Raw genomic sequence first — 23786 nt, 5'->3', positions numbered from 1 at the left:
CGCATCCGATGGTTGGGGTCACGATGAGGCATATCCTATGAGCGGCCGTCGCGAAGCGGCCGACGAACCGTCCGCACATAGCCTGGAGACTGCGGCGAGAAAGCGAAGCCGGTCGCTGGCAGCGTTGGGCTACACCAAGCCGCAAACCTACGAGGAATTGCGGGCGGTGCTTTCGTCAGGCACCGTGCATTTCCCGAAGCGGCTTCGCCAGGTAGCGATCTTCCTCTGGCAGCATCCGAGCGAAGTGGCGCTCGGCACGATCGCGCAGGTAGCGGAACAGGCCAGCGTGCAGCCCTCGACCCTGGTGCGCTTCGCGCAGATCTTCGGCTATTCCGGCTTTTCCGATTTCCAGCTCCTGTTCAAGGACCGCATGAAAGGCTCCTGGCCGGACACGCAAGGCAGCCTGGAAAAGGCCGCGGAGCAGAACGCAAACCTGCATTTCCTCAACGGCATGGTGGGTGCCTGCCAAGCCTCGCTCGATCGCATCGGCAATACATTCGACATCGACAGTTTCGAAACGATGATCGACCAGCTGGCGGCGGCGGAGCTGATCTATGTCATCGGCAGCAAGCGCGCCTTCCCGGTCACCACCTATCTGTCGCTGACGCTCTCGCAGCAAGGCGTTCGCAACGTGCTGGTCGACAATGTCGGCTCGACCGCGCTCGACCAGGTCGGCTGCATCACGCCGCGCGACGCGGTGCTTGCCGTCTCCTTCAGCCCCTATAATTCGATCACGCCCGACCTCGTCGCAGTCGCGCATGAGCGCAAGGCGCGCATCGTCACCATAACCGACAGCACCTTTTCGCCGCTGGTGAAGCTCTCCGACACCTGGCTGGAAGTGGTCGAACAGGATTTCGGCGGCTTCCGCTCGCTTGCCGCCTCGCTGGCCGTCGGCATGGCCTTGGTCCACGGCGTCGTTGCGCAGCGGACAGGCTGACGGCGTGATTGACTATCGGGAACTATCGTTCCATATTTGAAAAAATGGAAACTTTGTTCCGGGAGGAGGAATGGAGGTTCGTCTCGACGGAAAGGTGGTGCTGGTCACCGGCGCGACGCAAGGCATCGGCCGCGCGATCGCCGAGATTGCCGCGCGCTCCGGTGCCGCCGGACTGCTGATCACCGGCCGGGACCAGAAGCGCGGTGACGCTGTCGTCGCGGAGCTTGCGGCCATGGGCACCGCCACTGCTTTTGCCGCTGCCGACCTCGGCGATCCGGAAGCCCCGGCGCGGCTGGCACAAGCCTGCATCGAACGCTTCGGCCGCATCGACGGGTTGGTCAACGCCGCCGGCCTGACCGATCGCGCCTCTTTCGTCGATGCCACGCTCGATGGCTGGGCATCGCTGTTTGCCGTCAACACCCGCGCGCCTTTCTTCCTGATGCAGGCGGCCATTGCCGACATGAAGAAGCGCGGTCGAGGCGGTGCCATCGTCAACATCCTGTCGATCAACGCGCATTGCGGCTCACCCGAGCTTGCCGTCTATTCCGCCACCAAGGGCGCGCTGGCGACGCTGACCAAGAATGCCGCCAATGCCCACCGCTTCGACCGCATCCGCGTCAACGGCATCAATGTCGGCTGGACCGACACCCCGGCCGAACGCATCATGCAGGCAGAGACGCTTGGCCGAGGTCCGGGCTGGCTCGACGCGGCCAATGCGACGCAGCCCTTCGGCCGGCTGTTCTCCGTGACCGACATCGCCAGTCTCGCCGTCTTCCTGCTTTCGGATGCGGCCGGTCCGATGACCGGCACGCTGGTCGACCAGGAGCAATGGGTGATCGGAGCCAACCGGTGAGCGCGTCGCCGCCCGGAAGCCTCGGCCCCGCCCTGCTCGGCCGCTTGCCATCCGAGGTCCGCAAGCCGGCTTACGATCGCGCCGCGCTGAAGCCGGGGATCGCCCATATCGGCGTCGGCGCCTTTCACCGCTGCCATCAGGCCGAATACACCGACGACCTCCTGGCAAACCGTTTCGACCGCTGGGGACTGGTCGGCATCAACATACGGCCGCCTTTGCTTGCCGAAACGCTTGGCCGGCAGGATGGTCTTTACACGCGGCTTATCCGCCAGAACGACGAAGTCGAAGCGCGCATCATCGGCAGCATCGTCCGCGTCGTCGACAGCCAGGACAGTGCGGCGCCTGCGCTGGACGTGCTGGCCTCGCCTGACATCGAGATGGTCACCATGACGGTGACCGAAAAAGGCTATTGCCACATCCCGTCGAGCGGCGCGCTCGATCTCGACCACCCTGATATCGCGCACGATCTCGCCAATCCCGAAACGTCGCGCAGCGTGCCCGGCATTCTGGCAAGGGCGCTGGAACTGCGCATGGCCTCACATGGCAGGCCGGTGACGCTGCTCTCCTGCGACAACATCCCGGCCAACGGCATCATCCTCGGCAATGTCGTGCGAACATTCGCCGAACGGCGCGGCAGGAAGCTGGTGGAGTGGATCGAAGGCAATGTCGCCTTCCCTTCGGCCATGGTCGATCGCATCGCACCGGCGACGACCGAGGCTGATATCGACACCGTCGAACAACGCTATGGTTATCGCGATAGCGCCGTGGTTGTCGGCGAGCACTTTCGCCAATGGGTGATCGAGAACCGCTTCGCCGGACGCGCGCCACGCTGGGATTTCGCCGGCGCGATCTTTGTCGACGACGTCACGCCGTTCGAGCATCTCAAGATGCGGGTGCTGAACGGCGCGCAGACGACGCTCTCTTATCTCGGCGTGCTCGGCGGCTTCCAGCACACTTCGGACGCTATCGGCGACCCGCTGCTGGCGAATTTCGTTCGCCGCATGCTGACCGAGGAAACACTGCCGACGCTGATGCCTGTGCCCGGCATCGCGCCGGCGGCCTATGTCGAGCAGAGCCTGTCGCGCCTCGCCAACACCGCGATCCGCCACCGCAACCACCAGATCGCCACCGACGGCTCGCAGAAGATCGTGCAGCGCCTGCTGAACCCGATCCGCGACCGCCTGGCCAAGGATGAAAGCATCGGGCTTCTCTCGGTGTCTGTAGCCGGCTGGATGGCCTATCTGATCAAGGCTTCCAGGCGGTTCGGCCGCGCCTGGCAGGTGTCGGATCCCTTTGCCGAGAAAATTGCGGCGATAGCCGACCGCATCGGTTCGGACAGCAACGCGCTTGTCGACTCGATCCTAGCCATCGACGCCATTTTCAACCCGGCTTTGGCCGCCAACGCGACATTCCGCGCCCAGGTAATCACTGGCCTAGACGGCCTGCTCTCGGATGATCCGACGAGCTTTGTCGGACGGGCCTCTGCTGGGCCAACGGATGCGCGGTTGAAGCAGCCGGCGCGATCTGCATAGTTAGGTATTTGGGAGGGAACATGAAGCTTGGACTGCTCACCGCGCCATTCCCGGATACGCCGCTCGGCGAGGTCGTCGACTGGGCGCGCTCGGTCGGTTTCGAGGCGCTGGAGATCGCCTGTTGGCCGAAGACTTCGGACGTCAGCCGCCGCTACGCCGGCACCAGCCATATCGATGCCGCCGGCACCTCGGCCGCGCAGGCCAGGGACATCGCCGCCGGGCTTTCCGGCAGGGGTGTGACCATCTCCGGCCTCGGCTTCTACCCCAATCCCCTGCATCCCGACCAGGCGCATCGCGAAGCGGTGATCGACCACCTGAAGAAGGTGATCGTACTGGCGAGCCATATGGGTGTGCCGCTGGTCAACACTTTCTGCGGCGGCGACGCCTCGAAGACCGTCGACGCCAACTGGGAGGATGCCCAGAAAGTCTGGCCCGCGATCATCGCCCACGCGCGCGACCACGGCGTGAAGCTCGCCTTCGAGAACTGCCCGATGATCTTCAGCTACGACGAATGGCCCGGCGGGCACAACATCGCCTACTCGCCTTACGTCTGGCGTCGCATCCTCGAAGCCTGGGGTGGCGACGTCGGCATGAACTTCGACCCGTCGCATCTCGTCTGGCAGATGATCGACAAGGAGCGCTTCATCCGCGAGTTTGGCAAACACATGCTGCATGTGCATGCCAAGGACCTGATGATTGATCATGATGGTTTGTACGAGCGCGGTATCCTTTCGGCTGGCATAGGCTGGCAGGTGCCGCGCATGCCGGGGCTTGGGGACATCGACTGGAGCAGGATCTTTTCCGGCCTTTACCGGGCCGGATATGACGGACCGGTCATCATCGAACATGAGGACCGGCGCTTCGAGGGAACGGATGAAAAGGTAAAGCGCGGCTTCCTGCTTGCCCGCGACGTGCTGCGCCCCTTCATCAAATGACGAAAAGCTTGGCGCCGACCACGTCGGCGTCCCGGAACCGACAACTGACAATCAATGTGGAGGAGTACTGAAATGAAAAGACATCTGACCGTGGCCTCGCTGCCCATTATTCCACTACTTGCCGGCGCCGCCTTGCTTGCCTCGGTGGGCGCTTCGGCCGCCGCCGGCAAGTACACGATCGGCATTTCCAACACCGTGCAGGGCAATGGCTGGCGCGAGGAAATGATCTGCGCCATGAAGGCGCAGGCGCTCGCTTCCGGCGAGGTGGCGAAGCTCAACATCGCCCACCGCAACACCGACGCCGCCGGCCAGCTCGAGGACATCCGCAACCTGATCAGCGCCAAGGTCAACGCCATTGTCGTCAACCCGGCCGATCCGGCCGGCATCAAGGCAGGCCTGGAGGAGGCCACCAAGGCCGGTATCGTCGTCGTCGCCGTCGATCAGGCGGTGACCGAGCCCTCCGCCTACATCATTTCGAACAACCAGGAACAATATGCCTATCTCGGCGCCAAGTGGCTGTTCCAGCAGATGGGCGGCAAGGGCGAGGTGTTCTACATGCGCGGCGCCGCCGGCGCTTCGGCCGACTCCGATCGCGACAAAGGCTTCAAGAAGGCGCTGGCCGAATTCCCCGACGTGAAGGTCGCGCAGGAGGTCTTCACCGGCTGGCAGCAGGATCAGGCCAAGCAGCAGATCCTTTCCTTCCTCGCCACCGGCACCCCGATCAACGGCATCTGGACCTCCGGCATCGACAACGTCATCGTCGACGCGCTGGTCGAGCAGCAGGCTCCCATGGTGCCGGTCGTCGGCGCCGACAATGCCGGCTTCGTCGGCCAGCTGAACACGGTCAAGGGTCTGGTCGGCGCGGCCGTCACCAACCCCGGCTCGATCGGCGGCGCCGGCGTCACACTGGCCCTGCAGATCCTCGACGGCAAGAAGCCGGCGCAGCAGACCGTGCTGGTCGACCCTCAGCTGTGGGACAACGCCACCGACGAGGGCAAGGCCAAGCTGAAAGCTGCCGCCGACCCGTCGCTCAGCCCCGAATGGCCGGTCTCGATCTCGATCCCGGACTGGACCACCTACACCAAGGACCAGATCGTCGCCTGCAAGGGCCCCGGCGAATAACCAGCCATTGACTTCGACCGTGAGGACGGCAGGTATCAACTTGCCGTCCTCGATGCTTCGAGCAATTCCAGGAAAAGTGCGTAACGGTCGGGTTCGGCGACCTCGCCGTAACTTTCCGTCCGGAATTGCGTAAAAACAGATAGTTGGAGCAGTGCAGCGAACTACCATGCCGAACTGCTCTCGTGCGAGAACACCTAATTTGACGACGAACGAATTGCCGAAGAGTCCATTGCTGGACGCCACCGGCGTGGCGAAGAATTATGGCGCGGTGGCAGCGCTGCGCAATGCATCGCTCTCCGTATTGCCGGGCGAAGTCCATGCGCTGATGGGCGCCAACGGCGCCGGCAAGTCGACACTGGTGAAGATCCTCACAGGTGCGATCCGGGCCGATGCCGGCCGCATCCTGATCCGCGGCAAGCAGCTTGATGTCCGCTCGCCCGCCGCCGCCCGGCGCGCCGGCCTGCTGCCGGTCTACCAGGAACCGGCACTGATCCCCGATCTCGATGTCCTGTCCAATCTTCGGCTCACCGGCACGCCGGTCGAGCCGTTCCGTGCCTGGGTGCGCGAGCTTGGCATTCCGAAGCTCGACATCCGCGATACCGCGCGCGACATCCCTCTAGCCATCCTGCGCGTGCTCGACCTGGCACGCGCGCTCGCCGTCGAGCCCGATGTGCTTCTGCTCGACGAGATGACCGCGGCGTTGCCGGCAAACCTCGCCGAGAAGGTGCTCGAAGTCGTTCGCCGCCAGGGCGACGCCGGCCGCTCCGTCATCTTCATCTCGCACCGTTTCGTCGAGATTTCCGCGCTCTGCGATCGCGCCACCGTGCTGCGCGACGGCTCCACTGTCGGTGTCGTCGACATCGAACCGGGCATCGAGGAAAAGATCGTCGAGATGATGCTCGGCACCCGCATCGAGAAGACACGTGTCGCCGCCCGCGCGGCACATGATGTCGCGGCCGCAGGCCGCAGCCGCCCGCGACTGTCGGTCCGCAGCCTGCAACTCGGCACCAAGCTCAACGACGTCTCCTTCGATCTCGCCAATGGCGAAGTCGTCGGCGTGTTTGCGCTCGAGGGACAGGGTCAGGACGAGCTCTTCGCCGCCCTTGCCGGCTCGATCCGTCCGACAGGCGGCACCATCGACGTCGATGGCGCGCCGGTGAATTTCTCGCATCCGAGCGATGCCATCCAGGCCGGCATCGCCTATGTGCCGGGCGACCGCGCCGAGGCTTTGACCATGCAGCGCTCTGTGCGTGAGAACATCGCGCTCCCCTTCAGCGCGGCGCTTCGCAAATGGGGCCCGATCCGCATGCGGCGCGAGCAGGTGGTGGTTTCCAGCGCCATCGCCAGATTGCAGATCGACACCCGCGCGCTGGGCGAGGTGCAGCGCCTTTCCGGCGGCAACCAGCAGAAGGTGACCATTGCCCGCTGGATCGCGGCGAACGCCCGCACCATCCTTTGCTTCGACCCGACGCGCGGCATCGATGTCGGCACCAAACAGGAGATCTACAAGCTGCTGCGCGAGCTCGCAGGCCAGGACAAGTCGGTGCTGTTCTATACATCCGAAATGGAAGAGGTGCAGCGTGTCTGCGACCGCGTCATCGTCATCTTCGGCGGCCGCGTCGTCGATACCTTCCCGGTCGAACAAGCCGACGAGCCGACGCTGATGCGGGCTGCCTACGGCCTGCCGCGCGGCGCCAAGGCCGATGTCGGCATCCTTGCCGATGTCAGGCCCGCTTCCGATGCGGAGGCCGCGTCATGAGCCGCTTCTTGCGCAACCAGGGCTGGGTTGCCGGCCTGTTTGCTCTGCTGATCTTCCTCTTCGTCATTACCAGGCTGATCCAACCGGGCTATGGCAGTGGCGACTTCGGCTCGCTCGCGCGGGCGGTTTTGCCCTACGCCTTTGCCGTCGCCGCCCAGACCGTCGTCGTCATCGCCGGCGGCATCGACCTTTCGGTCGCCGCCATGATGGCGCTGACCAGCGTGACGGCCGCCTCGATGATGAACGGCGCCAGCGAGGAATATGCGTTGTTCGTCGTGCCCTTCGTGCTCGCCATGGGGCTGGTGCTCGGCGCGCTGAACGGCGCCCTCATCGTCGTCACCCGCGTGCCGGATATCGTGGTCACGCTTGCGACGCTGTTCGTGCTGCAAGGCGCGGCACTGCTCGTGCTTGGCGCTCCCGGCGGTGCCGCCGCCGAATGGCTCAAGGCGAGCGTCATTGGCACGGTACCGATCCCCGGCCTGCCGGATTGGGCCGACGCCTGGGTTCCCAAAGCGCTGATGCTGCTCGTCGTCTGCCTCTGCATCATCTGGATTCCGCTGCGGCGTTCACGCCTCGGCCTCTCCATCTACGCCATCGGCTCGAGCGAGCTCGCGGCGTTCCGCAGCGGCGTACCGGTCAAGCGCACCCGCATCATCGCCTACGCGCTGTCGGGCCTGTTCGCAGCCATGGGCGGGCTGGCGTTGACGATGAGCACCGGCATCGGCGCGCCCATCCCCGGGCCTTATTTGCTGGCCAGCGTCGCGGCGGTGGTGCTGGGCGGCGTCGCACTCGGCGGCGGCAAGGGCGGCCTGCTCGGGCCGATCATCGCCGTCTTCGTGCTGAGGCTGGTGCGCACCGACCTGACCCTTCTAGCCATCGATCCGAACGTCACCGCGATCATCGAAGGCGCGATCATGGTTGCGGTCGTGATGTTCGGCGCCTTCATCACCATCCGCGGTCGCCCGGTGGGAGCAACGTCATGACCGACACCGCGACCATGCCCCAGCCTGTCTCGTTCGGCCGCCGCATCAGACGCTTCATGGCAGACCGGCCGCTCATCCCGCTGATCATCCTGCTGGTCATTCTTGTGATGATCCTGCAGATCCTGCGCCCCGGCGTCGTCAACGAGCGCTGGCTCGCCAACACGGCTAAATTTGCTATTCCGCTGGCGATCCTCGCCGGCTGCCAGACCATGACGATGCTGACCGGCGGCATCGACCTTTCCGTCGGCACGGTGGCGACGATGAGCGCCTTCATCATGGCGACGCAGATCGTCAACCAGGATCCGGCGGTGGCTTTCCTGCTGGCCATGCTGCCCGCCGTGCTGATCGGCCTCGTCAACGGCATCGGCGTCGGCGTCTTCCGCGTCCATCCGCTGATCATGACGCTGGGCACCAGCCTGATCGGCACCGGCTTCCTGCAGGTCTACCAACGCACCGTTATCGCTTCGGGCGCGAGAATTCCGGATTTCCTCAACTGGCTGGGCACCGGCGTCACCTATGGCTTTCCCAACGCGCTTTTCCTGTTCGTGCCCGTGGCTGTGCTGATCGTCTTCACGCTCAACCGCACCGGCTTCGGCCGCCTGCTCTACGCCGTCGGCGACAATGAACGCGCCGCCAGGCTCTCCGGCGTCCGCTACTGGCAGGTGATCACGGCGCTCTACGTCCTCTCCAGCCTGCTCGCCGGCATCACCGGCCTGCTCTATATCGGCCTGATCAAGGCGCCCTCGCTGTCGCTCGCCGAGCCACTGGTGCTTCCTTCGGTGGCTGCCGCCGTCATCGGGGGAACCTCGATTTTCGGCGGCCGCGGCGGCTACATGGGCACCATCATCGGCGCGCTCATCCTCACCGTGCTGACGACCCTGCTCACCATCCTGCAAATGCCCGAAGGCGGGCGCCGCATCCTGTTCGGTTTCATCGTGCTGTTCGTGACGGCGGCTTATTTGCGGATCGTCGAGGACAGGTAGAACCGGGCCGTGACGGACATGGCTCACTCCGCCGCCTGCACGTGGCGGGCATCGATGATCGCTCGGATCTCGGAACGACACGAGCCGCAATTGGTGCCGGCGCGCAGCGTCGACCCGATCGCTTCCAGACTGTCGCATCCAGCGGCGACCGCGGAAGCGAGCTGGTTGGCGCCGACATGGAAGCACGCGCACACGACGCGCCCGATGGCCGGCATGGGTACGGGCGAGCGCCCGGATAGAAGCGCATGGCGATCGGGCGTCGATAGCGGCTGGCGCGTGGCAAGCAACGACACCAGCCAATCCCGCATCGGCAGTTGGTCCGGAGCGGCGACCAGCAAGGCCTCGGCCATTACGCCGGCATCGTCGATGGCTGCAGCGCGATAGGCGAGGCCACGGCGGTCGGTATATTCCAGGAGCTGATCCTGTCGCTGGACGGCCAGCAGCTTGCGCGCCAGGAGAATGCCCTGGTCCGGCGGCTCGGTTCCGGTCAGCTCGTAAACCCAGCCACCGTCGACCGCATGCCGGCTCCAGTGGACGAAACCCGTCGGCCTGAGATCGCGCCGGGTGATGAGCACGCCGGCCCAGCCGGTGTTTTCCCGCACGATCCTCGCCGGGACATGCTTGAGCTCCGGCTGGCCGGAGTGCGGATCGGTGACCGGCGAGGACAACAGGCCCGCGGCGGCCTTGGCCGCGAACAGGCCGCTCCAATGCATGGGCATGAAGGCCTGGCCGCGCCGCTGTGCCTCGGTCAACCGCACCCTCGCGCGGACGAAGCCGAAGCGCGTCGAAAGGCGGGCGAGATCGCCATCCTTGAGATGATACGCGGCTGCATCGGCCGGATGGATGTCGACCGCGGGCTCCGGCGCGTTCGCCATCAAACGCGGTACGTTTCCAGTGCGCGTCATGGTGTGCCACTGGTCGCGCAGCCGGCCTGTGTTCAGGGCTAGCGGATAGTCGGCATCGACGGTGAAGGCCGTTGCCTCCTGCCGCACCGGCACGAAGCGTGCGCGGCCATCGGACGTCGGGAAATGGCCGTCGGCGAACAATCTTGTCTGCTCCTCGCGCTGCTCCGGCGCGGGCCAATGGAGTGGCATGAACGCGCCATAGTCCGCGTCGCCGAGATCAGCCAGGTCGCCGATATCGAACAGGCGCTTGCCGTCGTTCTCGAAGGCGGAGAGCGCTGCATGCTCGCGGAAGATTTCGGCCGGCGCATGGTAGTCAAAGGCGTCACCGAAACCCATGCGGGCGGCGACCTCGCAGATGATGCGCCAATCGGCCTTCGTCTCGCCCGGTGTCGGCAGGAACGGTCGCTGACGCGACAGGCGCCGTTCCGAATTGGTGACCGTGCCGTCCTTCTCGCCCCAGCCGGCGGCCGGCAGCAGCACATCGGCATAACGCGTGGTGTCCGTGCGCGTCACATCCGACACCACCACGAAATCGCATTTGGACAGAGCGGCGCGCACGCGCGAAGCGTCCGGCATCGAGACGGCGGGATTGGTGCCCATGACCCACAACGACTTGATGCGGCCGTCGGCGACCGCCTGGAACATGTCCACGGCCTTCAGGCCGGCGCGCCGCGCGATGTCGGGCGCTTTCCAGAAGCGGGAGACGCGGTCGATGTTGGCCTCATCGGCGAAATCCATATGCGCGGCAAGCTGATTGGCCAATCCGCCCACCTCGCGCCCGCCCATGGCGTTCGGCTGTCCGGTGACCGAGAACGGCCCCATGCCGGGCTTGCCGATGCGGCCGGTGGCGAGATGGCAGTTGATGATGGCGTTGACCTTGTCGGTCCCGTGCGCCGACTGGTTGACGCCCTGGCTGTAGACGGTGACCGTCCGCTCGATGCCGGCGAAGAGATCGTAGAAGGCCTGGACGTCGGCGACCGCCAATCCGCAACCTTTCGCGACGCGCGCGATCGACGGTGCATCGGCGCCGGCGAGCGAAGCTGCGGCGTCGAAGCCCGACGTAAAGTCGTGGATGAAGACGGCATCGGTCTTTCCGGCTTGCGCGAGATGCGCGAGCAGCCCGTTGAACAACAGCACGTCCGTGCCGGGATCGAGCGCCAGATGCAGGTCGCATTCGTCGGCCGTGGCGGTGCGGCGCGGGTCGATGACAACGATCCTGGTTCCGCGTTCCCTGCGCGCCGCGAGCATGCGCTGATAGAGCACGGGATGGCACCATGCGGTGTTGGAGCCGGTGAGCACGATAAGATCGGCGCACTCGAAATCCGCATAGACGCCCGGAACGATGTCCTCGCCGAAAGCGCGGCGATGGCCGGCGACGGACGACGCCATGCAAAGCCGCGAATTGGTGTCGATGTTGCCCGAGCCGATGAAGCCCTTCATCAGCTTGTTGGCGACGTAATAGTCCTCGGTGAGCAACTGACCCGAGACGTAGAAGGCGACCGAGTCCGGTCCATGCTCGGCAATCGCCCGCGAGAATTTTTCGGCGACGAGATCGAGCGCTTCGTCCCAACTGGCCTGGCTGCCGTGAACTTCCGGGTACAGCAGCCGGCCATCCAGGCCAAGCGTCTCGCCAAGGGCGGCGCCCTTCGAACAGAGCCGGCCGAAATTGGCCGGATGATCGGGGTCGCCGCGGACGGTCGTCGTGCGGTCCGCGGCGACCCCGGCCAGCACGCCGCAGCCCACCCCGCAATAGGGACAGGTGGTCCTCACCTCGCGCGCTTCTTCCATGCCTCAGGCCGCTTTCGAAGCCAGCGCTTCGAGCGCGATGAGGAGCCGTTCGCCCTCGACCTTGACCGGGATCGTCCTGACCGAGCCCTGGTCGGCGCCGAGCGCCTCGCCGGTCTCCAGCGAGATCACCCAGTTGTGCAGCGGGCAGGTCACGGACGCGCCATGGACGATGCCCTGGCTAAGCGGCCCGCCTTTGTGCGGGCAGTGGTCATCGATGGCATAAACCTGGTCGTCCGCGGTGCGGAAGACGGCGATCTTGCCTTGCGGGGTTTCAACACAGCGCGCGCCACGGCGCGGAATCTCCGAGAGGGAGCCGATTGCGATCCAGTTCATGCGGCCGTCCTCGTCTTTGGCTGATAGGAATGCGCCCAGGCACCCCCCTCTGTCCTGCCGGACATCTCCCCCTCAAGGGGGGAGATTGGCAGCTTCGGGCTCACCGTCCATTCTGCAACGCTGGTGATTTGCGAAGGCCGCAGTGACGGCTGATCTCCCCCCTTGAGGGGGAGATGGCCGGCAGGCCAGAGGGGGGTGCCTCGCACTGACATCTCCATCATTCCGCTGCCTCGGCAAAACCCACCGACGCCATCGGCCGGAACTCGTGCTTGTCCTTGCCGGAGACGCGCTCCGACCACGGATCGACCTGAGCGAATTTTTGGCTGAAGACGAAGCGATCGAAATAGGCGCGGCGCTTCTCGACGTCGTCCAGGATCTGCCGTTTGATCTCGGCGGTACCGACACGCTTGGCCCATTTGTAGATACGCTCCAGATAACGGGCCTGTTCGCGATACATCTGGACGAGCGCCACGATCACCTCCAGCGCCTCGTCCTCGGTCTTCACCAGGCCGAGCACCTCGGTGCCCTTGATGTCGAGGCCGGCCGCACCGGCGAAGTGGATCTCGTAGCCAGAGTCGACGCAGACCACGCCGACATCCTTGCAGGTCGCTTCCGCGCAGTTGCGCGGGCATCCCGACACCGCCATCTTCACTTTGGCAGGGGTCCAGGACCCCCACATGAACTTCTCGATGCGGATGCCGAGTCCGGTCGAATCCTGCGTGCCGAAACGGCACCAGTCGGTGCCGACACAGGTCTTTACCGTGCGCAAACCCTTGGCGTAGGCATGGCCGGAGACGAAGCCGGCCTTGCCGAGGTCGGCCCACACTGCCGGCAGGTCTTCCTTGCGGATGCCCAGCATGTCGATGCGCTGGCCGCCCGTCACCTTGACCATCGGGATCTCGAACTTGTCGACCACGTCGGCGATGGCGCGCAATTCCCCGGCGCTGGTCACCCCGCCCCACATGCGCGGCACCACCGAATAGGTGCCATCCTTCTGGATGTTGGCGTGCACGCGCTCGTTGATGAAGCGCGACTGATAGTCGTCGGCATATTGGTCCGGCCAGTCGCAGACGAGATAGTAGTTGAGCGCCGGCCGGCACTTGGCGCAGCCGCAGGAGGTCTTCCATTCGAGTTCCTGCATGACGGCAGGGATCGTCTTCAGCCCCTTCGCCATGATCAGGCGCCGCACGTCGTCGTGACCGAGGCTCGTGCAGCCGCACATCGGTTGTACCGCCGCCGGATTGTAGGCCTCGCCCAGCGTGAGCTTCAGCAGTTGCTCGACAAGGCCCGTGCACGAGCCGCAGGAGGCCGAGGCCTTGGTGTGGGCGCGCACGTCGTCGAGGCCGGTCAGCCCCTTGGTCGTGATCGCGCCGGTGATCTTGCCCTTGCAGACGCCGTTGCAGCCGCAGATTTCCGCATCATCCGCCAGTGCCGCAACGGCCGCCAAAGGGTCCGAGGAAACGCCTCCCTGGAACGCCTGGCCGAAGATCAGCGTGTCGCGCATCTCCGAGATGTCGGTCGCCTTCTTCTTGAGGTCGTTGAACCAGGCGCCGTCGCCCGTCTCGCCGAACAGCACCGTGCCGATGATGCGGTTGTCCTGCAGCACGACGCGCTTGTAGATGCCGGCGGACGCGTCGCGCAGGATGATCTCCTCGCGGTCGTCGCCGTCGGCGAAGTCGCCCAGCGAATAGAGATCGATGCCGGTGACCTTGAGCTTGGTCGGCGTATCGGAATGGACGAAGCGCCTGTCCTCGCTGTCCGTTAGTTTGGCTGCCGCGACGCGAGCCATCTCGTAGAGAGGCGCGACCAGCCCATAGACATGGCCGCCGACCTCCGCGCATTCGCCGAGCGCCATGATGGCCGGATCGGAGGTCCGCATGCGATCGTCGACGACGATGCCGCGATTGACCTCGAGCCCGGCCTCCTTGGCCAGGGCACTGCTGGGGCGGATGCCGACCGCCATCACCACCAGCGTCGCCGGAATGATCGTGCCGTCCATGAGCTCGACGCCCTCGACCTTGCCATTGCCGAAAATGGCCTTGGTGTTGGCCTTGGTCATGATCTTGATGCCGCGCGCCTCGACGGCCTTCTGCAGCAGATAGCCGGCAGCCGGGTCGAGCTGGCGCTCCATCAGCGTCGGCATGACGTGGAGCACGGTAACGTCCATGCCGCGTTCCTTGAGCCCCGCCGCGGCTTCGAGCCCAAGCAGGCCGCCGCCGATGACGACCGCCTTGGCGCGTGACTGCGCGGCAAGCAGCATGGCGTTGACGTCGTCGAGATCGCGGTAGCTGAGCACGCCGGGCAAATCCTTGCCGGGCACCGGAATGATGAAGGGCACCGAGCCCGTGGCGATGACCAGACTGTCGTAGCTCTCGGTCACGCCGTGGTCCGAGGTGACGGTCTTCGCCTCCCTGTCGATGGCGACGATCCGGTGCCCTTTGTAGAGGGTGATGCCGTGCTTGATGTACCAGCCGTCGCCATGGATGACGATTTCCTCGAACGCCTTCTCGCCCGAGAGCACCGGCGAGAGCATGATGCGGTCGTAGTTCACGCGCGGCTCGGCGTTGAAGATGGTCACTGCGTAGCGGTCAGGTGCGGCCTCCAGCAGGTGCTCGAGCATCCTGCCTGGCGCCATGCCGTTGCCGATGATGACGAGTTTTTCGGTCATGTCGCTCCGCTCCGATCTATTCGGCGGCATAGGAGAGGGACGCGGTCTTGACCTCGGCCGCGCGCTCCATCCGGCGGACGGTGACGTGCATCCAGACGAGGCACGAGACTACGATGAGGAAGAGCAGCATGAAGCAGCTCGACCAGACGCCGGTGAGGTCGTTCAGCGCGCCGAAGGCGATCGGCAGGATGAAGCCGCCGAGGCCGCCGATCATGCCGACCACGCCGCCGACCGCGCCGACGCTCTGCGGATAGTAGGCCGGGATGTGCTTGTAGACGGCGGCCTTGCCGAGGCTCATGAAGAAGCCGAGCACGCAGGTGACGCCGACAAAGGCGAGCGGGCCGATCTCGAAGTGGAAGGCGATCGGCCCGCTGATGCCGCGCACGACATAGTCTGCCGAGGGGAGAGACAGAACGAAAGTCGCGACGGCACAGACGCTGAAGGTCCAGTAGAGCACGGTGCGGGCGCCGATGCGGTCGGAAAGCACGCCGCCATAGGCACGGAAGACGCTGGCCGGAATTGAATAGGCGGCGCCGAGCATGCCGGCGGTGGCGATGCCGAAGCCGTAGACGCCGATCAGGTAGCGCGGCAGCCAGAGCGAAAGCGCCACGAATGCGCCGAAGCAGAAGAAGTAATAGAAGGCGAAGCGCCAGACCTGCAGGTTCTTCAGCGGTGCGAATTCCTGCCAGAAGCTTCTCACCGGCGTCGCCTTGCCGGCGCGGCGCTCGCGGATGACCGGATCGTCGCCGGTGGTGAACCAGAACACGATCGCCATGACGACCAGCGCCGCCGCCCAGATAAGCGCGACCGACTGCCAGCCCCAGGAAAGCAGCACGAACGGCGCCAGGAACTTGGTGACCGCGGCGCCGACATTGCCGACACCGAAGATGCCGAGCGCCGTGCCTTGTTTACCGGCCGGGAAGAAGCGCGAGACATAGGCGACGCCGACGGCGAAGGAGCCGCCGGCCAGACCGACACCGAGCGCGGCGAGCAGCATCTGCCCATAGCTGTGCGCGAAGGCGAGCAGGAAGGTCGCGACCGCCGCCGCGAGCATGGTCATGGTGTAGACCAGGCGACCGCCGTAGCGGTCGGTCCAGACGCCGAGCACCATGCGCACGAGCGAGCCCGTGAGGATCGGCGTGCCGACCAGCAGGCCGAACTCGGTCTCGTTCAGTCCGAGTTCCTGCTTGATGCGCACGCCGATGATGGAAAAGATCGTCCACACCGCGAAGCACACGGTGAAGGCGATGGTGGACATGACGAGCGCCTGCCGGGAAGCACTGTCCTGGCTGGGCGCGGCTGAGAGGTTTGCGGTCATGGCTGGCTCCGGTTTGCGGCGTGGGAGGCGCCGCGTTTGGTGTTGATCATGGTCAGCGTGGCGGGATTTGCGCGGTCACTTGCGGACCCTTGCCTTCGGCTTCGTGACTGGCGGGAAACAGCAGCAGCGCGGCGATGAAGAGCGCCGCTGTCAGGACGCTGCTCGCCAGGAAATCGCGGCGGGTGAAATCCCTGAGCGAAGGTCCGATCCGTTTCGTCATCGTCGTCTCCGGTCCAAAACAAAAAAGCTGCCGTCCAGGCCTCGCGCGTCCGTACATCCGGGATCGCGTGGTGACCTGAGCGGCAGCTTTGCCTGTGGGCGCCCGCCATTGGACGCCGGTTCTATTGCCCGCGAGGGGCACGGCTATTTCAAAGCACGAAGCGTGCCAGTTTTGCGATGAAGGAGAAAGTAGAATAAAATCAGTGTTATAGGTCAATCACGCGCTGACCATACCAAGCAGAGACGCGATCAAACATTGATCAGTGGCACGGATACGGCGCATAAATTTTGTGCAATGCACAAGAACGGCGCGAAAATGATCAGCCGTGCGTTTGGCCGGCGATGTATGCGTCGATCCGGTCCGGATCGAAGATCTGGCCGTCGAAGAAACCGTCCGGGCCAAGCATAAGACTCGCCCCCGCTGAACCGACCGGCGTCGCGACCTTCAGTGCGCCTTCGACCTTGGCATTGGCGCCGGGCAGCGCCACGCCGAGCGGCTTCAGCGCCGAGCGGTAGAGGTCGGGCCGGTAGCAGTCACGGGCGATGGCCAGGTTCTGCGGCGTGTGCCGCAATTGCCCCCAGCGTACCATCTGCGTGTAGAACCACAGCGCGTGGCTCTTCCAGGGAAAATTGGCCGCCTTGTCGAAGGGCAGGAAGAAATCCTCGACGCGCCGTTCCGCGCCGCCGCCGAGTTGAAGCTGTCCGGTCAGCATCGGCATCTGGATCGCTTCCGGCTGGCCGAGGAAGGCGGGCCTCGCCATCAGCGCGGCCAGCTCGTTGCGGTTTGCCGGGTCCTGGCACCAGCGGGCGGAATGATGCAGAGCCCGCAACAGCGCTGCGAGCGGGTCGGGGTTTTCTTCCGCCCATGTCTTGCGCACGCCGAGCACCTTTTCCGGGCTGTTGCGCCACAGCAGCGCCTTGACGGTGACGATGCGGCCGGTGCCGGCGGCGACGGCGGCGCTGTTCCAGGGCTCGCCGACGCAACAGCCGTCGATGCGGCCGGCGGAGAGCGCATCGGCCATGAAGGGCGGCGGCACGATGACGATCTCGACATCGCGATCGGGATCGATGCCGCAGGCGGCGAGCCAGTAGCGCAGCTCGTAATTGTGCCCGGAATGCGGATGCACGACCGCAAAGCGCAGCGGCTCGCGGCCGCCCGCCGCCCGCTCGCGCACAAGCGCGCCGAGTGAGGTACCGGCGCGTGTCGGATCGAGGTCAGGCAAGGCGCCGTGCGCCGCCATACCGTCCCAAACGGCGTTGGAGACGGTGACGCAATTGCCGCCGAGCCCGAGCGAGAAGGGCACGATGGTCTCGGAGGCGATCGGCGTAAGACCGAGGCTGCAGGCGAGCGGCATCGGCCCCAGCATATGGGCGACGTCGAAATGGCCGATAGCGATACGGTCGCGAATATTGGCCCAGGAGGTCTCGCGATGCAGCTTGAGCTCGATGCCCTCGCGTGCGGCAAAGCCCATCTCGCCGGCCGCGACCAGGACCGCGCTGTCGAAAAGCGGCATGAAGCCGGCGGTGATTTCGTGCGCCATGCTCATTCGCCCTCCAGCGGTCCCAGCAATCCCGCCGCCGTCACCAGGCTCTGGGCGATGTCGGCGATCTTGCGGTTCTGGTTCATGGCGGTCTTGCGCAGCAGCGCGTAGGCCGCCTCCTCGCTCAAGCCGCGCGACTTCATCAATATGCCCTTGGCCCGGTCGATGACCTTGCGGTTCTCGAGCTCGCTGCGCGCCTCCTCCAGTTCACGCGCCATGCGCGAGAAGGCGTTGAAGCGGCTGATCGCCATGTCGAGGATCGGCTTGATGCGTTCCTTCTTCAGTCCGTCGATCACATAGGCGGACACGCCGGCATCGACCGCCGCCTCGATAGAGGCCCGGTCGGAGCGGTCGACGAACATGGCGATCGGCCGCTTCACCGCGCGCGAAAGCTGGAACATGTTCTCCAGCATGTCGCGATTGGGATTTTCGAGATCGATGACGATGACGTCCGGCTCGATCTCGGCGATACGCCGGGCAATGCCGGCTACGTCATGGACCACCGTGACATGGCGATGGCCGGCCTCCCGCAATCCGGCCTCGATGATCGAGGCACGGATGCGGTTCTCGTCGATAACAAGGATGGTCAACGAACCAGCGGACATGCGCCCTATTGTGCAGGCGGGGCGGGATTGTGCAATGCGGTAGTCGGCTGAAATTGGATTCCTGCCCAGGCTTGCATTTTTGCGCCTTGGATCAAGCGCCGGCGTGGTCCGCGTCCATTCGCTCATCATGACGCTCGGCACCAGCCGATAATGCACCGGGTCGTCATCGAGGACAGCTGAGACAGGCGACGTCTTAGGCAAGCACGGGCTGCGACGCTATCTCGCCCCCCGCATGCGTTGCTGGCAGGCGACGGGAACATTATAGGTGTTCCATCGTGCGCGAGGACATTCACACGGCGGGCGTTCCGGTGCTCTGCGTTTCATGCGAGGCGCGGCATCGTGGCATATGCGGTGCGCTCGACGTCGAGCAGCTCGTCACACTTGCCAAATCGACGAAACGGCACAAGGCCGAGGCCGGCAAGGAACTGGTGGGCGACTCCAGGAGCGTCGAGCGTTTCTCGAACGTGCTTTCGGGCGTCGTGAAGCTGACCAAGACACTTTCCGACGGCCGCCAACAGATCGTCGGCCTGCAATTCGCTCCCGATTTCCTCCGCAGGCCCTTCCGGAGCGAGAGCACACTCACCGCCGAGGCGTTGGCGGCCTCTCACTCCTCTTTGAACGCGTGAGCGAAACTGTCGGCGACCGGCTGAAAGAGATATTCGAGCAGGGTTCGCTTGCCCGTGACAACTGAGACGTCCACCGGCATTCCCGGATATAGCTTCACTTGTGGGAGCTTCTTGAGTTCATCGGCACCCACCTCGACCGTTCCCCTGAAAAACGTCGCTCCGCTGCGCTCGTCGACCTCGGCGTCGGCCGAAACCCGGGTAAGGGCGCCCTTCACCGTGGGCGTGGTTCTCTGCTTGTAGGCGACGAGCCGCACCGTCGCCGGCAGGCCGGGGCGAACGACATCGATATCCAGCGGCTGAATCTTGACGTCCAGCACCATCTTGTCCTGGTCGGGAACCAGATCGAGAATAATCCCCCCGGGGGGTACAACTCCGCCCGGCGTGAAATACCGAAGGTTCATTACCGCCCCATCTTCCGGCGCAACCACATCCCGGCGCGCCGCGCGCGCGTCGGTCTTCTGAAGCGCCTTTTCGAGCTCGGAGCGCTTGGTCTGAACGTCACGAAGGTCCTCGGCGGCCTTCTTGATATAGGAGAGCCGGCCATTGTCGATCTGCGCGTCCGCCTCGGCGATCTGCTGCCGCAGGCTTTCTATATTCCCACGGTTCGAGTCAGCCTCGCCCTGTGCGGCGATGATCTGCCGTTCGAGCTGGAGCACGCGGGACTTGACCCCATAGCCTTTCTTGAGAAGTGTGCGGGCGTCCGCCAGCTCTTCCCGCAGAGACGGCAACTGGATCTCGAAGGCCGCAACTCTCGCAGCGAGCGCTGACATCTGGGCATGGTATTGGGCGATCCGCTGCTGCCAGACCTCGACCTCCGACGCCTGAACCTTGGCCTGGTCCTGGAAGATGCGCTCCTGCCCGGCCATGGCCTCGGCGACGGTCGGTTCGCTTTGCCGGGCCGACAGGTCCGCCGAAAAAGGAATTGTCTTCAGGACGTCGCGCTGCGCGATCAGGCGGGCTTCGCCGGCGAGCGCGGAATCGAGTTCGCCGCGCACGGCATCGCGATCGGATTCCGCGTCGAGCCCGTCGAGGCGCACCAGTATCTGACCCTGCTTGACCAGGTCTCCTTCCCGGACCAGGATTTCCCGGATGATGCCGCCTTCCAGGTGCTGTATGGTCTTGCGGTTGCTGTCGACCTTCACCACCCCGGGCACGACCGCCGCGCTCGTCAGCGGCGCGGTGGCCGCCCAGAGGCCGAAGCCACCGAACAGCAGGCCGATGACGGTCAGGCCGCCGAAGACATGGGCGCTCACCGCCGGCCAGGCGGGCGGTGGCGGCGGCATTTCCAACGACAGGGCGGCTTCCGTCACGACCCGGTCCTTTCGGAGCTCACGACCCGGACCTGCGGCGGGGCGGACTGCTGCTCGGGGCGGCGCAGTTGCGCAAGCACGACGTCGCGCGGGCCGAACATCTGCGACTGGCCTTCGTTGAGCACCAGGATGCAATCGACGTTCACCATCAGCGACGGGCGGTGGGCGACGATCACCACCGTCGAGCCTGCCTCCTTCATCGCGGCAATCCCCTGGTTCAGCGCTTCCTCTCCGACGGCATCGAGATTCGAGTTCGGCTCGTCCAGCACCACCAGCGCCGGACGGCGATAGAGCGCCCTGGCAAGGCCGATGCGCTGGCGTTGCCCGCCGGAAAGCGTTGAACCCTGTTCGCCGATCTCGGTATCGTAGCCATTCGGAAGCCTGAGGATCATCTCATGCACGCCGGCCATCCGGGCGGCGGCCACGATCTCGGCCGGATCGCCTTGCTCCATACGGGCAATGTTCTCGCGGACGGTGCCGGGAAAGAGTTCGACGTCCTGGGGAAGATAGCCCACATATGAGCCGAAGTCGGCGCGGTTCCAGGCAAACACGTCGACACCGTCGAGCCGCACCCGCCCTTGCTGCGGCGAAAGCATGCCGACGATCAGGCGGGCAAGCGTCGACTTGCCGGCGGCCGACGGCCCGATCACCGCAAGCACCTGGCCTGGCGACACGGCGAAGGAGAGGTTTCTCAGCACGGGCTCCTTGGCGCCGGCCGGCATATATGCGACGGCCTCGACCGAAAGCCGCCCCTGGGGCCGCGGCAATTCCATCCCCGGCGGGCGCAGCGACGGAGTCTCGAACAGCCGGTCCAGCCGACGCCAGGCCTCGCGAGCGGCGGTGGTCTGTTTCCAGGTTGCGATAGCCTGCTCGACCGGGGCGAGCGCGCGCGACATGATAATCGAGGCCGCGATCATGGCGCCGGGCGAGACTTCATGGCGCAGCGACAGCCAGGCGCCGAGCCCCAGCACCGCGACCTGCAGGAACATCCTGAACGGCTTGGTGAATGCATTGATCAGGCCGGCCCAGTCGCTGGCGGTCGTCTGCAGCGCGAGCACGGACGCATTGGCCGCGTCCCAACGCCGGGCGAGCACCCCGCCCATGCCCATCCCGTCGATGACTTCGGCATTGCGGAAACCGGCATCGGCCGCTTGATAGGCGCGCGCGGAAGCGGCGTTGGCCTGTTTGAGCGTGCCTGCCGTCAGTGCGTTGTTGGCAAGGGCGAGGCCGAAGAGGATGATCGCGGCGCCCAGCGCCAGAAGTCCGAGCAGGGGATGCAGCAGGAAGATGAAGGCGAGATAGAGCGGCATCCACGGCGCGTCGAACAGCGCCATGATGCCGCCGCCGCCAAGGTAGCCGCGCAGCGTGGCGAGGTCGCGCAGCGCCTCGGTGCGGTAAGAGGAGCCGCGCAACGCGTTCTCAAGCCCGCGGCCCAGCACCTGCGGCGACAGCACGCGGTCGATCCAGGCGCCGAGCTGCACCAGCAGCCGCGAGCGGAAAAATTCGAGCGCGCCCATCGCAGCGAGTGCGGCCGTCGTAATCAGCGTCAGATAGACGAGCGTTTCCACGCTGCGTCCCGTCAGCACGCGATCATAGACCTGCAGCATGTAGATCGAGGTCGAGAGCACGAGCAGGTTGATGACGAAGCTGAACCCCGCGACCGCGGCGAAACCGCCGCGGCAACGGGAGAGGGCAAGCTTGAGGGGAGAGAGGCCCTGCATCGTCTTATCTGCCTACTGCTTTATCGTCCTGCTACGGCCCCATCAGGCATGGAGATTGAAGTCTGCGCTGCTCAGATTGTTCACCCCCAGGAGGTGGATTTCGATGACGTCCGCACCGCTTGTAATCGCCTCGGTCGATGAGCCGACATTCGCATAGACAATGGTGTTCGTCCCATCCGTCGTCCAACCGACGCTGTGCGCCGCGAGCGTTGTCGATGCGCCTAAGTTGGTCGGGGTGCCAGTCAGAGTGAGTGCGTTCAAGAAGTCGAGTTTGTCCGTCCCGTGCAGGAAGTCCTGGATCGTATCGAAGGCAGCATGTGTAGAATCGGCAACCGCCGTGTAGGCGAAATGGTCTGCACCGTCGCCGCCGACTAACCAATCCGCGCCGCCAAGGCCCTTGATCGTGTCGTTGCCGCTTCCGCCGAAGATGTAGTCGACGCCGCTGTTGCCCGTCAGCCCGTCGGTGCCGGCACGACCGTCCGCTATGTTGGGATTCGTGCTGCTGAGAACGATGCCGTCATTCCCGTTTCCGCTGCCGTCGCCGATCCAGATGCTGAAGGTTTGCGGCGTCGAAGAAGCAGCATGATTGTCGGTCGCCGTGACTGTGAGCGTCCCGTTCAGTGTCTGCCCCGTAGGCACGTTGACAATCAGTGAGCCATTGCTGGAAACGGAGACCGAGCCATTGCTGCTGGGGCCGGCCGTGAAGGTGCCCGTGAATGTGACAATGTCCTGGGCATCGGGATCCGTCGAGACGAACGAGCCGAGGCTTGGACTCTGTCCATCCGGCGAGGGCGTCGAGCTCGGGACGAAAACCGGGGCACTCGGCGCATGGTTGAGCACAGGCTCGTCCGCACCGTTCACTGTAATGTCGATCACGTGGTCCGTGCCATCGGCTGACGCCACATGGATCTGGTCGTGCGGATGGTCAGCAGAAGCCAGAGCCTGGACATTGGCCGCCGCATTGTTGAGCGTGTAGACCCAGTTTCCGCCGGCGTCGATGGTCAGCGACCCGTAGGTACCGGTAATCGGATTGCTGCCATCGTGCATCTGGAACGAGCTCTGACCTGCGTCAGGGTCGTTGACGGTCAGAGCGCCGTTTACAGTCAGCGCGGCATCCTCGGTCACGGAACCGCTGCTGCTGCCGGTGATCACCGCCGCGTCGTTGGTGCCGTGGATGGTGACGGTCACCTCCTGGGCGGTGCCGTCGGCGGTGTGGACGGTGAAGGTCTCGGTCAGCTGGTCGCCGACATTGAGCGCCTGCACGGCCGCGTTGGTGTTGTCGAGCGCGAAGCTCCAGTGGCCGCTGGCATCCATGGTGTAGGTGCCGTAGCCATTGTCGCTGGCCGTCGCGGTGGGCACCGTCTGCCAGCTGTCGTTGGCGTTGTCGACGTCGGTGTCGTTGAGGTCGCCGCCGACCGTCGGCGTGCCGGCATCGGCATTGCCGACCCCGCCCGCCTCCACAACGCCGCCGCTGCTGGTGCCGGTGATCACCGCCGCGTCGTTGGCGCCGTCGATGGTGATGGTCACCTCCTGGGCGGTGCCGTCGGCGGTGTGGACGGTGAAGGTCTCGGTCAGCTGGTCGCCGACATTGAGCGCCTGCACGGCCGCGTTGGTGTTGTCGAGCGCGAAGCTCCAGTGGCCGCTGGCA

18 protein-coding genes and 1 pseudogene are annotated in these 23786 nt (G+C 65.2%); 9 read left to right on the top strand and 10 right to left on the bottom strand.

The features are described 5' to 3' along the window. The first annotated feature begins 37 nt into the window (after positions 1-37). The 8 genes from RFM68_RS26840 to RFM68_RS26805 all read left to right on the top strand — a co-directional run bounded on the left by RFM68_RS26840 (position 38) and on the right by RFM68_RS26805 (position 9104). Entirely contained in the window at positions 38-937 is a 900-nt protein-coding gene (locus tag RFM68_RS26840; RefSeq protein WP_320236025.1) for a MurR/RpiR family transcriptional regulator, read from the top strand. A gap of 70 nt (positions 938-1007) precedes the next feature. Next, complete coding sequence (locus RFM68_RS26835; protein ID WP_320236024.1) at positions 1008-1790, top strand: SDR family oxidoreductase; 783 nt, start codon at positions 1008-1010, stop codon at positions 1788-1790. Further along, on the top strand, positions 1766-3322 hold the full coding sequence (locus RFM68_RS26830; protein WP_430694944.1) for a mannitol dehydrogenase family protein: 1557 nt from the start codon (positions 1766-1768) through the stop codon (positions 3320-3322). The genes RFM68_RS26835 and RFM68_RS26830 overlap by 25 nt, the downstream gene beginning before the upstream one ends. Positions 3323-3342: 20 nt before the next feature. Next, positions 3343-4257, top strand: coding sequence for a sugar phosphate isomerase/epimerase family protein (locus RFM68_RS26825; RefSeq protein ID WP_320236022.1), 915 nt, complete (start codon positions 3343-3345; stop codon positions 4255-4257). Between the two features lie 54 nt (positions 4258-4311). Continuing rightward, positions 4312-5379 carry an ABC transporter substrate-binding protein gene (locus tag RFM68_RS26820; RefSeq protein ID WP_430694943.1) on the top strand — a complete coding sequence of 356 codons (1068 nt, stop codon included), beginning with the start codon at positions 4312-4314 and terminating at the stop codon, positions 5377-5379. Positions 5380-5593: 214 nt separating this feature from the next. Continuing rightward, the gene (locus RFM68_RS26815) at positions 5594-7138 is read left to right on the top strand and encodes a sugar ABC transporter ATP-binding protein (RefSeq protein ID WP_320236020.1); all 1545 of its coding nucleotides are present in this window, start codon (positions 5594-5596) and stop codon (positions 7136-7138) included. After that, positions 7135-8121 (top strand): ABC transporter permease, encoded by a 987-nt coding sequence (locus RFM68_RS26810; protein ID WP_320236019.1) that lies wholly within the window; start codon positions 7135-7137, stop codon positions 8119-8121. Before RFM68_RS26815 ends, RFM68_RS26810 begins: the two co-directional genes overlap by 4 nt. Beyond that, positions 8118-9104, top strand: coding sequence for an ABC transporter permease (locus tag RFM68_RS26805; protein WP_320236018.1), 987 nt, complete (start codon positions 8118-8120; stop codon positions 9102-9104). Before RFM68_RS26810 ends, RFM68_RS26805 begins: the two co-directional genes overlap by 4 nt. Positions 9105-9127: 23 nt before the next feature. Here the strand turns inward: RFM68_RS26805 and RFM68_RS26800 are convergent, their stop codons facing one another. The 7 genes from RFM68_RS26800 to RFM68_RS26770 form a co-directional block, all read right to left on the bottom strand. Next, entirely contained in the window at positions 9128-11797 is a 2670-nt protein-coding gene (locus RFM68_RS26800; protein ID WP_320236017.1) for a nitrate reductase, read from the bottom strand. Between the two features lie 3 nt (positions 11798-11800). After that, complete coding sequence (nirD, locus tag RFM68_RS26795; protein ID WP_320236016.1) at positions 11801-12130, bottom strand: nitrite reductase small subunit NirD; 330 nt, start codon at positions 12128-12130, stop codon at positions 11801-11803. Between the two features lie 217 nt (positions 12131-12347). Then, positions 12348-14798, bottom strand: coding sequence for a nitrite reductase large subunit NirB (nirB, locus tag RFM68_RS26790; protein ID WP_320236015.1), 2451 nt, complete (start codon positions 14796-14798; stop codon positions 12348-12350). A 16-nt stretch (positions 14799-14814) separates the two neighbouring features. Next, entirely contained in the window at positions 14815-16116 is a 1302-nt protein-coding gene (locus RFM68_RS26785; RefSeq protein ID WP_320236014.1) for an MFS transporter, read from the bottom strand. Positions 16117-16168: 52 nt separating this feature from the next. Then, positions 16169-16336 carry a hypothetical protein gene (locus RFM68_RS26780; RefSeq protein ID WP_320236013.1) on the bottom strand — a complete coding sequence of 56 codons (168 nt, stop codon included), beginning with the start codon at positions 16334-16336 and terminating at the stop codon, positions 16169-16171. 319 nt (positions 16337-16655) lie between these two features. Next, positions 16656-17882 (bottom strand): CmpA/NrtA family ABC transporter substrate-binding protein, encoded by a 1227-nt coding sequence (locus tag RFM68_RS26775; protein ID WP_320236012.1) that lies wholly within the window; start codon positions 17880-17882, stop codon positions 16656-16658. Next, on the bottom strand, positions 17879-18481 hold the full coding sequence (locus tag RFM68_RS26770) for an ANTAR domain-containing response regulator (RefSeq protein WP_320236011.1): 603 nt from the start codon (positions 18479-18481) through the stop codon (positions 17879-17881). The genes RFM68_RS26775 and RFM68_RS26770 overlap by 4 nt, the downstream gene beginning before the upstream one ends. A 272-nt stretch (positions 18482-18753) precedes the next feature. Here RFM68_RS26770 and RFM68_RS26765 point away from each other — a divergent pair. Next, a pseudogene (locus tag RFM68_RS26765) lies at positions 18754-19074 on the top strand (cyclic nucleotide-binding domain-containing protein); the annotation flags it as partial. Between the two features lie 11 nt (positions 19075-19085). Here the strand turns inward: RFM68_RS26765 and RFM68_RS26760 are convergent. The 3 genes from RFM68_RS26760 to RFM68_RS26750 all read right to left on the bottom strand — a co-directional run. Beyond that, entirely contained in the window at positions 19086-20417 is a 1332-nt protein-coding gene (locus RFM68_RS26760) for an HlyD family type I secretion periplasmic adaptor subunit (protein WP_430694942.1), read from the bottom strand. After that, positions 20414-22138 carry a type I secretion system permease/ATPase gene (locus tag RFM68_RS26755; protein ID WP_320236010.1) on the bottom strand — a complete coding sequence of 575 codons (1725 nt, stop codon included), beginning with the start codon at positions 22136-22138 and terminating at the stop codon, positions 20414-20416. The genes RFM68_RS26760 and RFM68_RS26755 overlap by 4 nt, the downstream gene beginning before the upstream one ends. A 42-nt stretch (positions 22139-22180) precedes the next feature. Continuing rightward, a partial coding sequence (locus RFM68_RS26750) for a VCBS domain-containing protein (RefSeq protein ID WP_320236009.1) occupies positions 22181-23786 on the bottom strand: 1606 nt, incomplete at its 5' end.

Origin of the sequence: Mesorhizobium montanum (genome assembly GCF_033977145.1) — a bacterium.
Taxonomy (GTDB): Bacteria; Pseudomonadota; Alphaproteobacteria; order Rhizobiales; family Rhizobiaceae; genus Mesorhizobium; species Mesorhizobium montanum.
Note: the sequence above shows the minus strand (reverse complement) of the source record. Positions and strands in the feature narration are given on the sequence as shown.

Excerpts from the sequence above, each read along its gene's own strand:
- RFM68_RS26785 (WP_320236014.1), bottom strand. The coding sequence starts at position 16,116 with ATGACCGCAAACCTCTCAGCCGCGCCCAGCCAGGACAGTGCTTCCCGG.
- RFM68_RS26825 (WP_320236022.1), top strand. The coding sequence starts at position 3,343 with ATGAAGCTTGGACTGCTCACCGCGCCATTCCCGGATACGCCGCTCGGC.
- RFM68_RS26800 (WP_320236017.1), bottom strand. The coding sequence starts at position 11,797 with ATGGAAGAAGCGCGCGAGGTGAGGACCACCTGTCCCTATTGCGGGGTG.
- RFM68_RS26810 (WP_320236019.1), top strand. The coding sequence starts at position 7,135 with ATGAGCCGCTTCTTGCGCAACCAGGGCTGGGTTGCCGGCCTGTTTGCT.
- nirD (WP_320236016.1), bottom strand. The coding sequence starts at position 12,130 with ATGAACTGGATCGCAATCGGCTCCCTCTCGGAGATTCCGCGCCGTGGC.
- RFM68_RS26805 (WP_320236018.1), top strand. The coding sequence starts at position 8,118 with ATGACCGACACCGCGACCATGCCCCAGCCTGTCTCGTTCGGCCGCCGC.
- RFM68_RS26775 (WP_320236012.1), bottom strand. The coding sequence starts at position 17,882 with ATGAGCATGGCGCACGAAATCACCGCCGGCTTCATGCCGCTTTTCGAC.
- RFM68_RS26830 (WP_430694944.1), top strand. The coding sequence starts at position 1,766 with ATGGGTGATCGGAGCCAACCGGTGAGCGCGTCGCCGCCCGGAAGCCTC.
- RFM68_RS26770 (WP_320236011.1), bottom strand. The coding sequence starts at position 18,481 with ATGTCCGCTGGTTCGTTGACCATCCTTGTTATCGACGAGAACCGCATC.
- RFM68_RS26755 (WP_320236010.1), bottom strand. The coding sequence starts at position 22,138 with ATGCAGGGCCTCTCTCCCCTCAAGCTTGCCCTCTCCCGTTGCCGCGGC.
- RFM68_RS26780 (WP_320236013.1), bottom strand. The coding sequence starts at position 16,336 with ATGACGAAACGGATCGGACCTTCGCTCAGGGATTTCACCCGCCGCGAT.
- RFM68_RS26840 (WP_320236025.1), top strand. The coding sequence starts at position 38 with ATGAGCGGCCGTCGCGAAGCGGCCGACGAACCGTCCGCACATAGCCTG.
- RFM68_RS26820 (WP_430694943.1), top strand. The coding sequence starts at position 4,312 with ATGTGGAGGAGTACTGAAATGAAAAGACATCTGACCGTGGCCTCGCTG.
- RFM68_RS26835 (WP_320236024.1), top strand. The coding sequence starts at position 1,008 with ATGGAGGTTCGTCTCGACGGAAAGGTGGTGCTGGTCACCGGCGCGACG.
- nirB (WP_320236015.1), bottom strand. The coding sequence starts at position 14,798 with ATGACCGAAAAACTCGTCATCATCGGCAACGGCATGGCGCCAGGCAGG.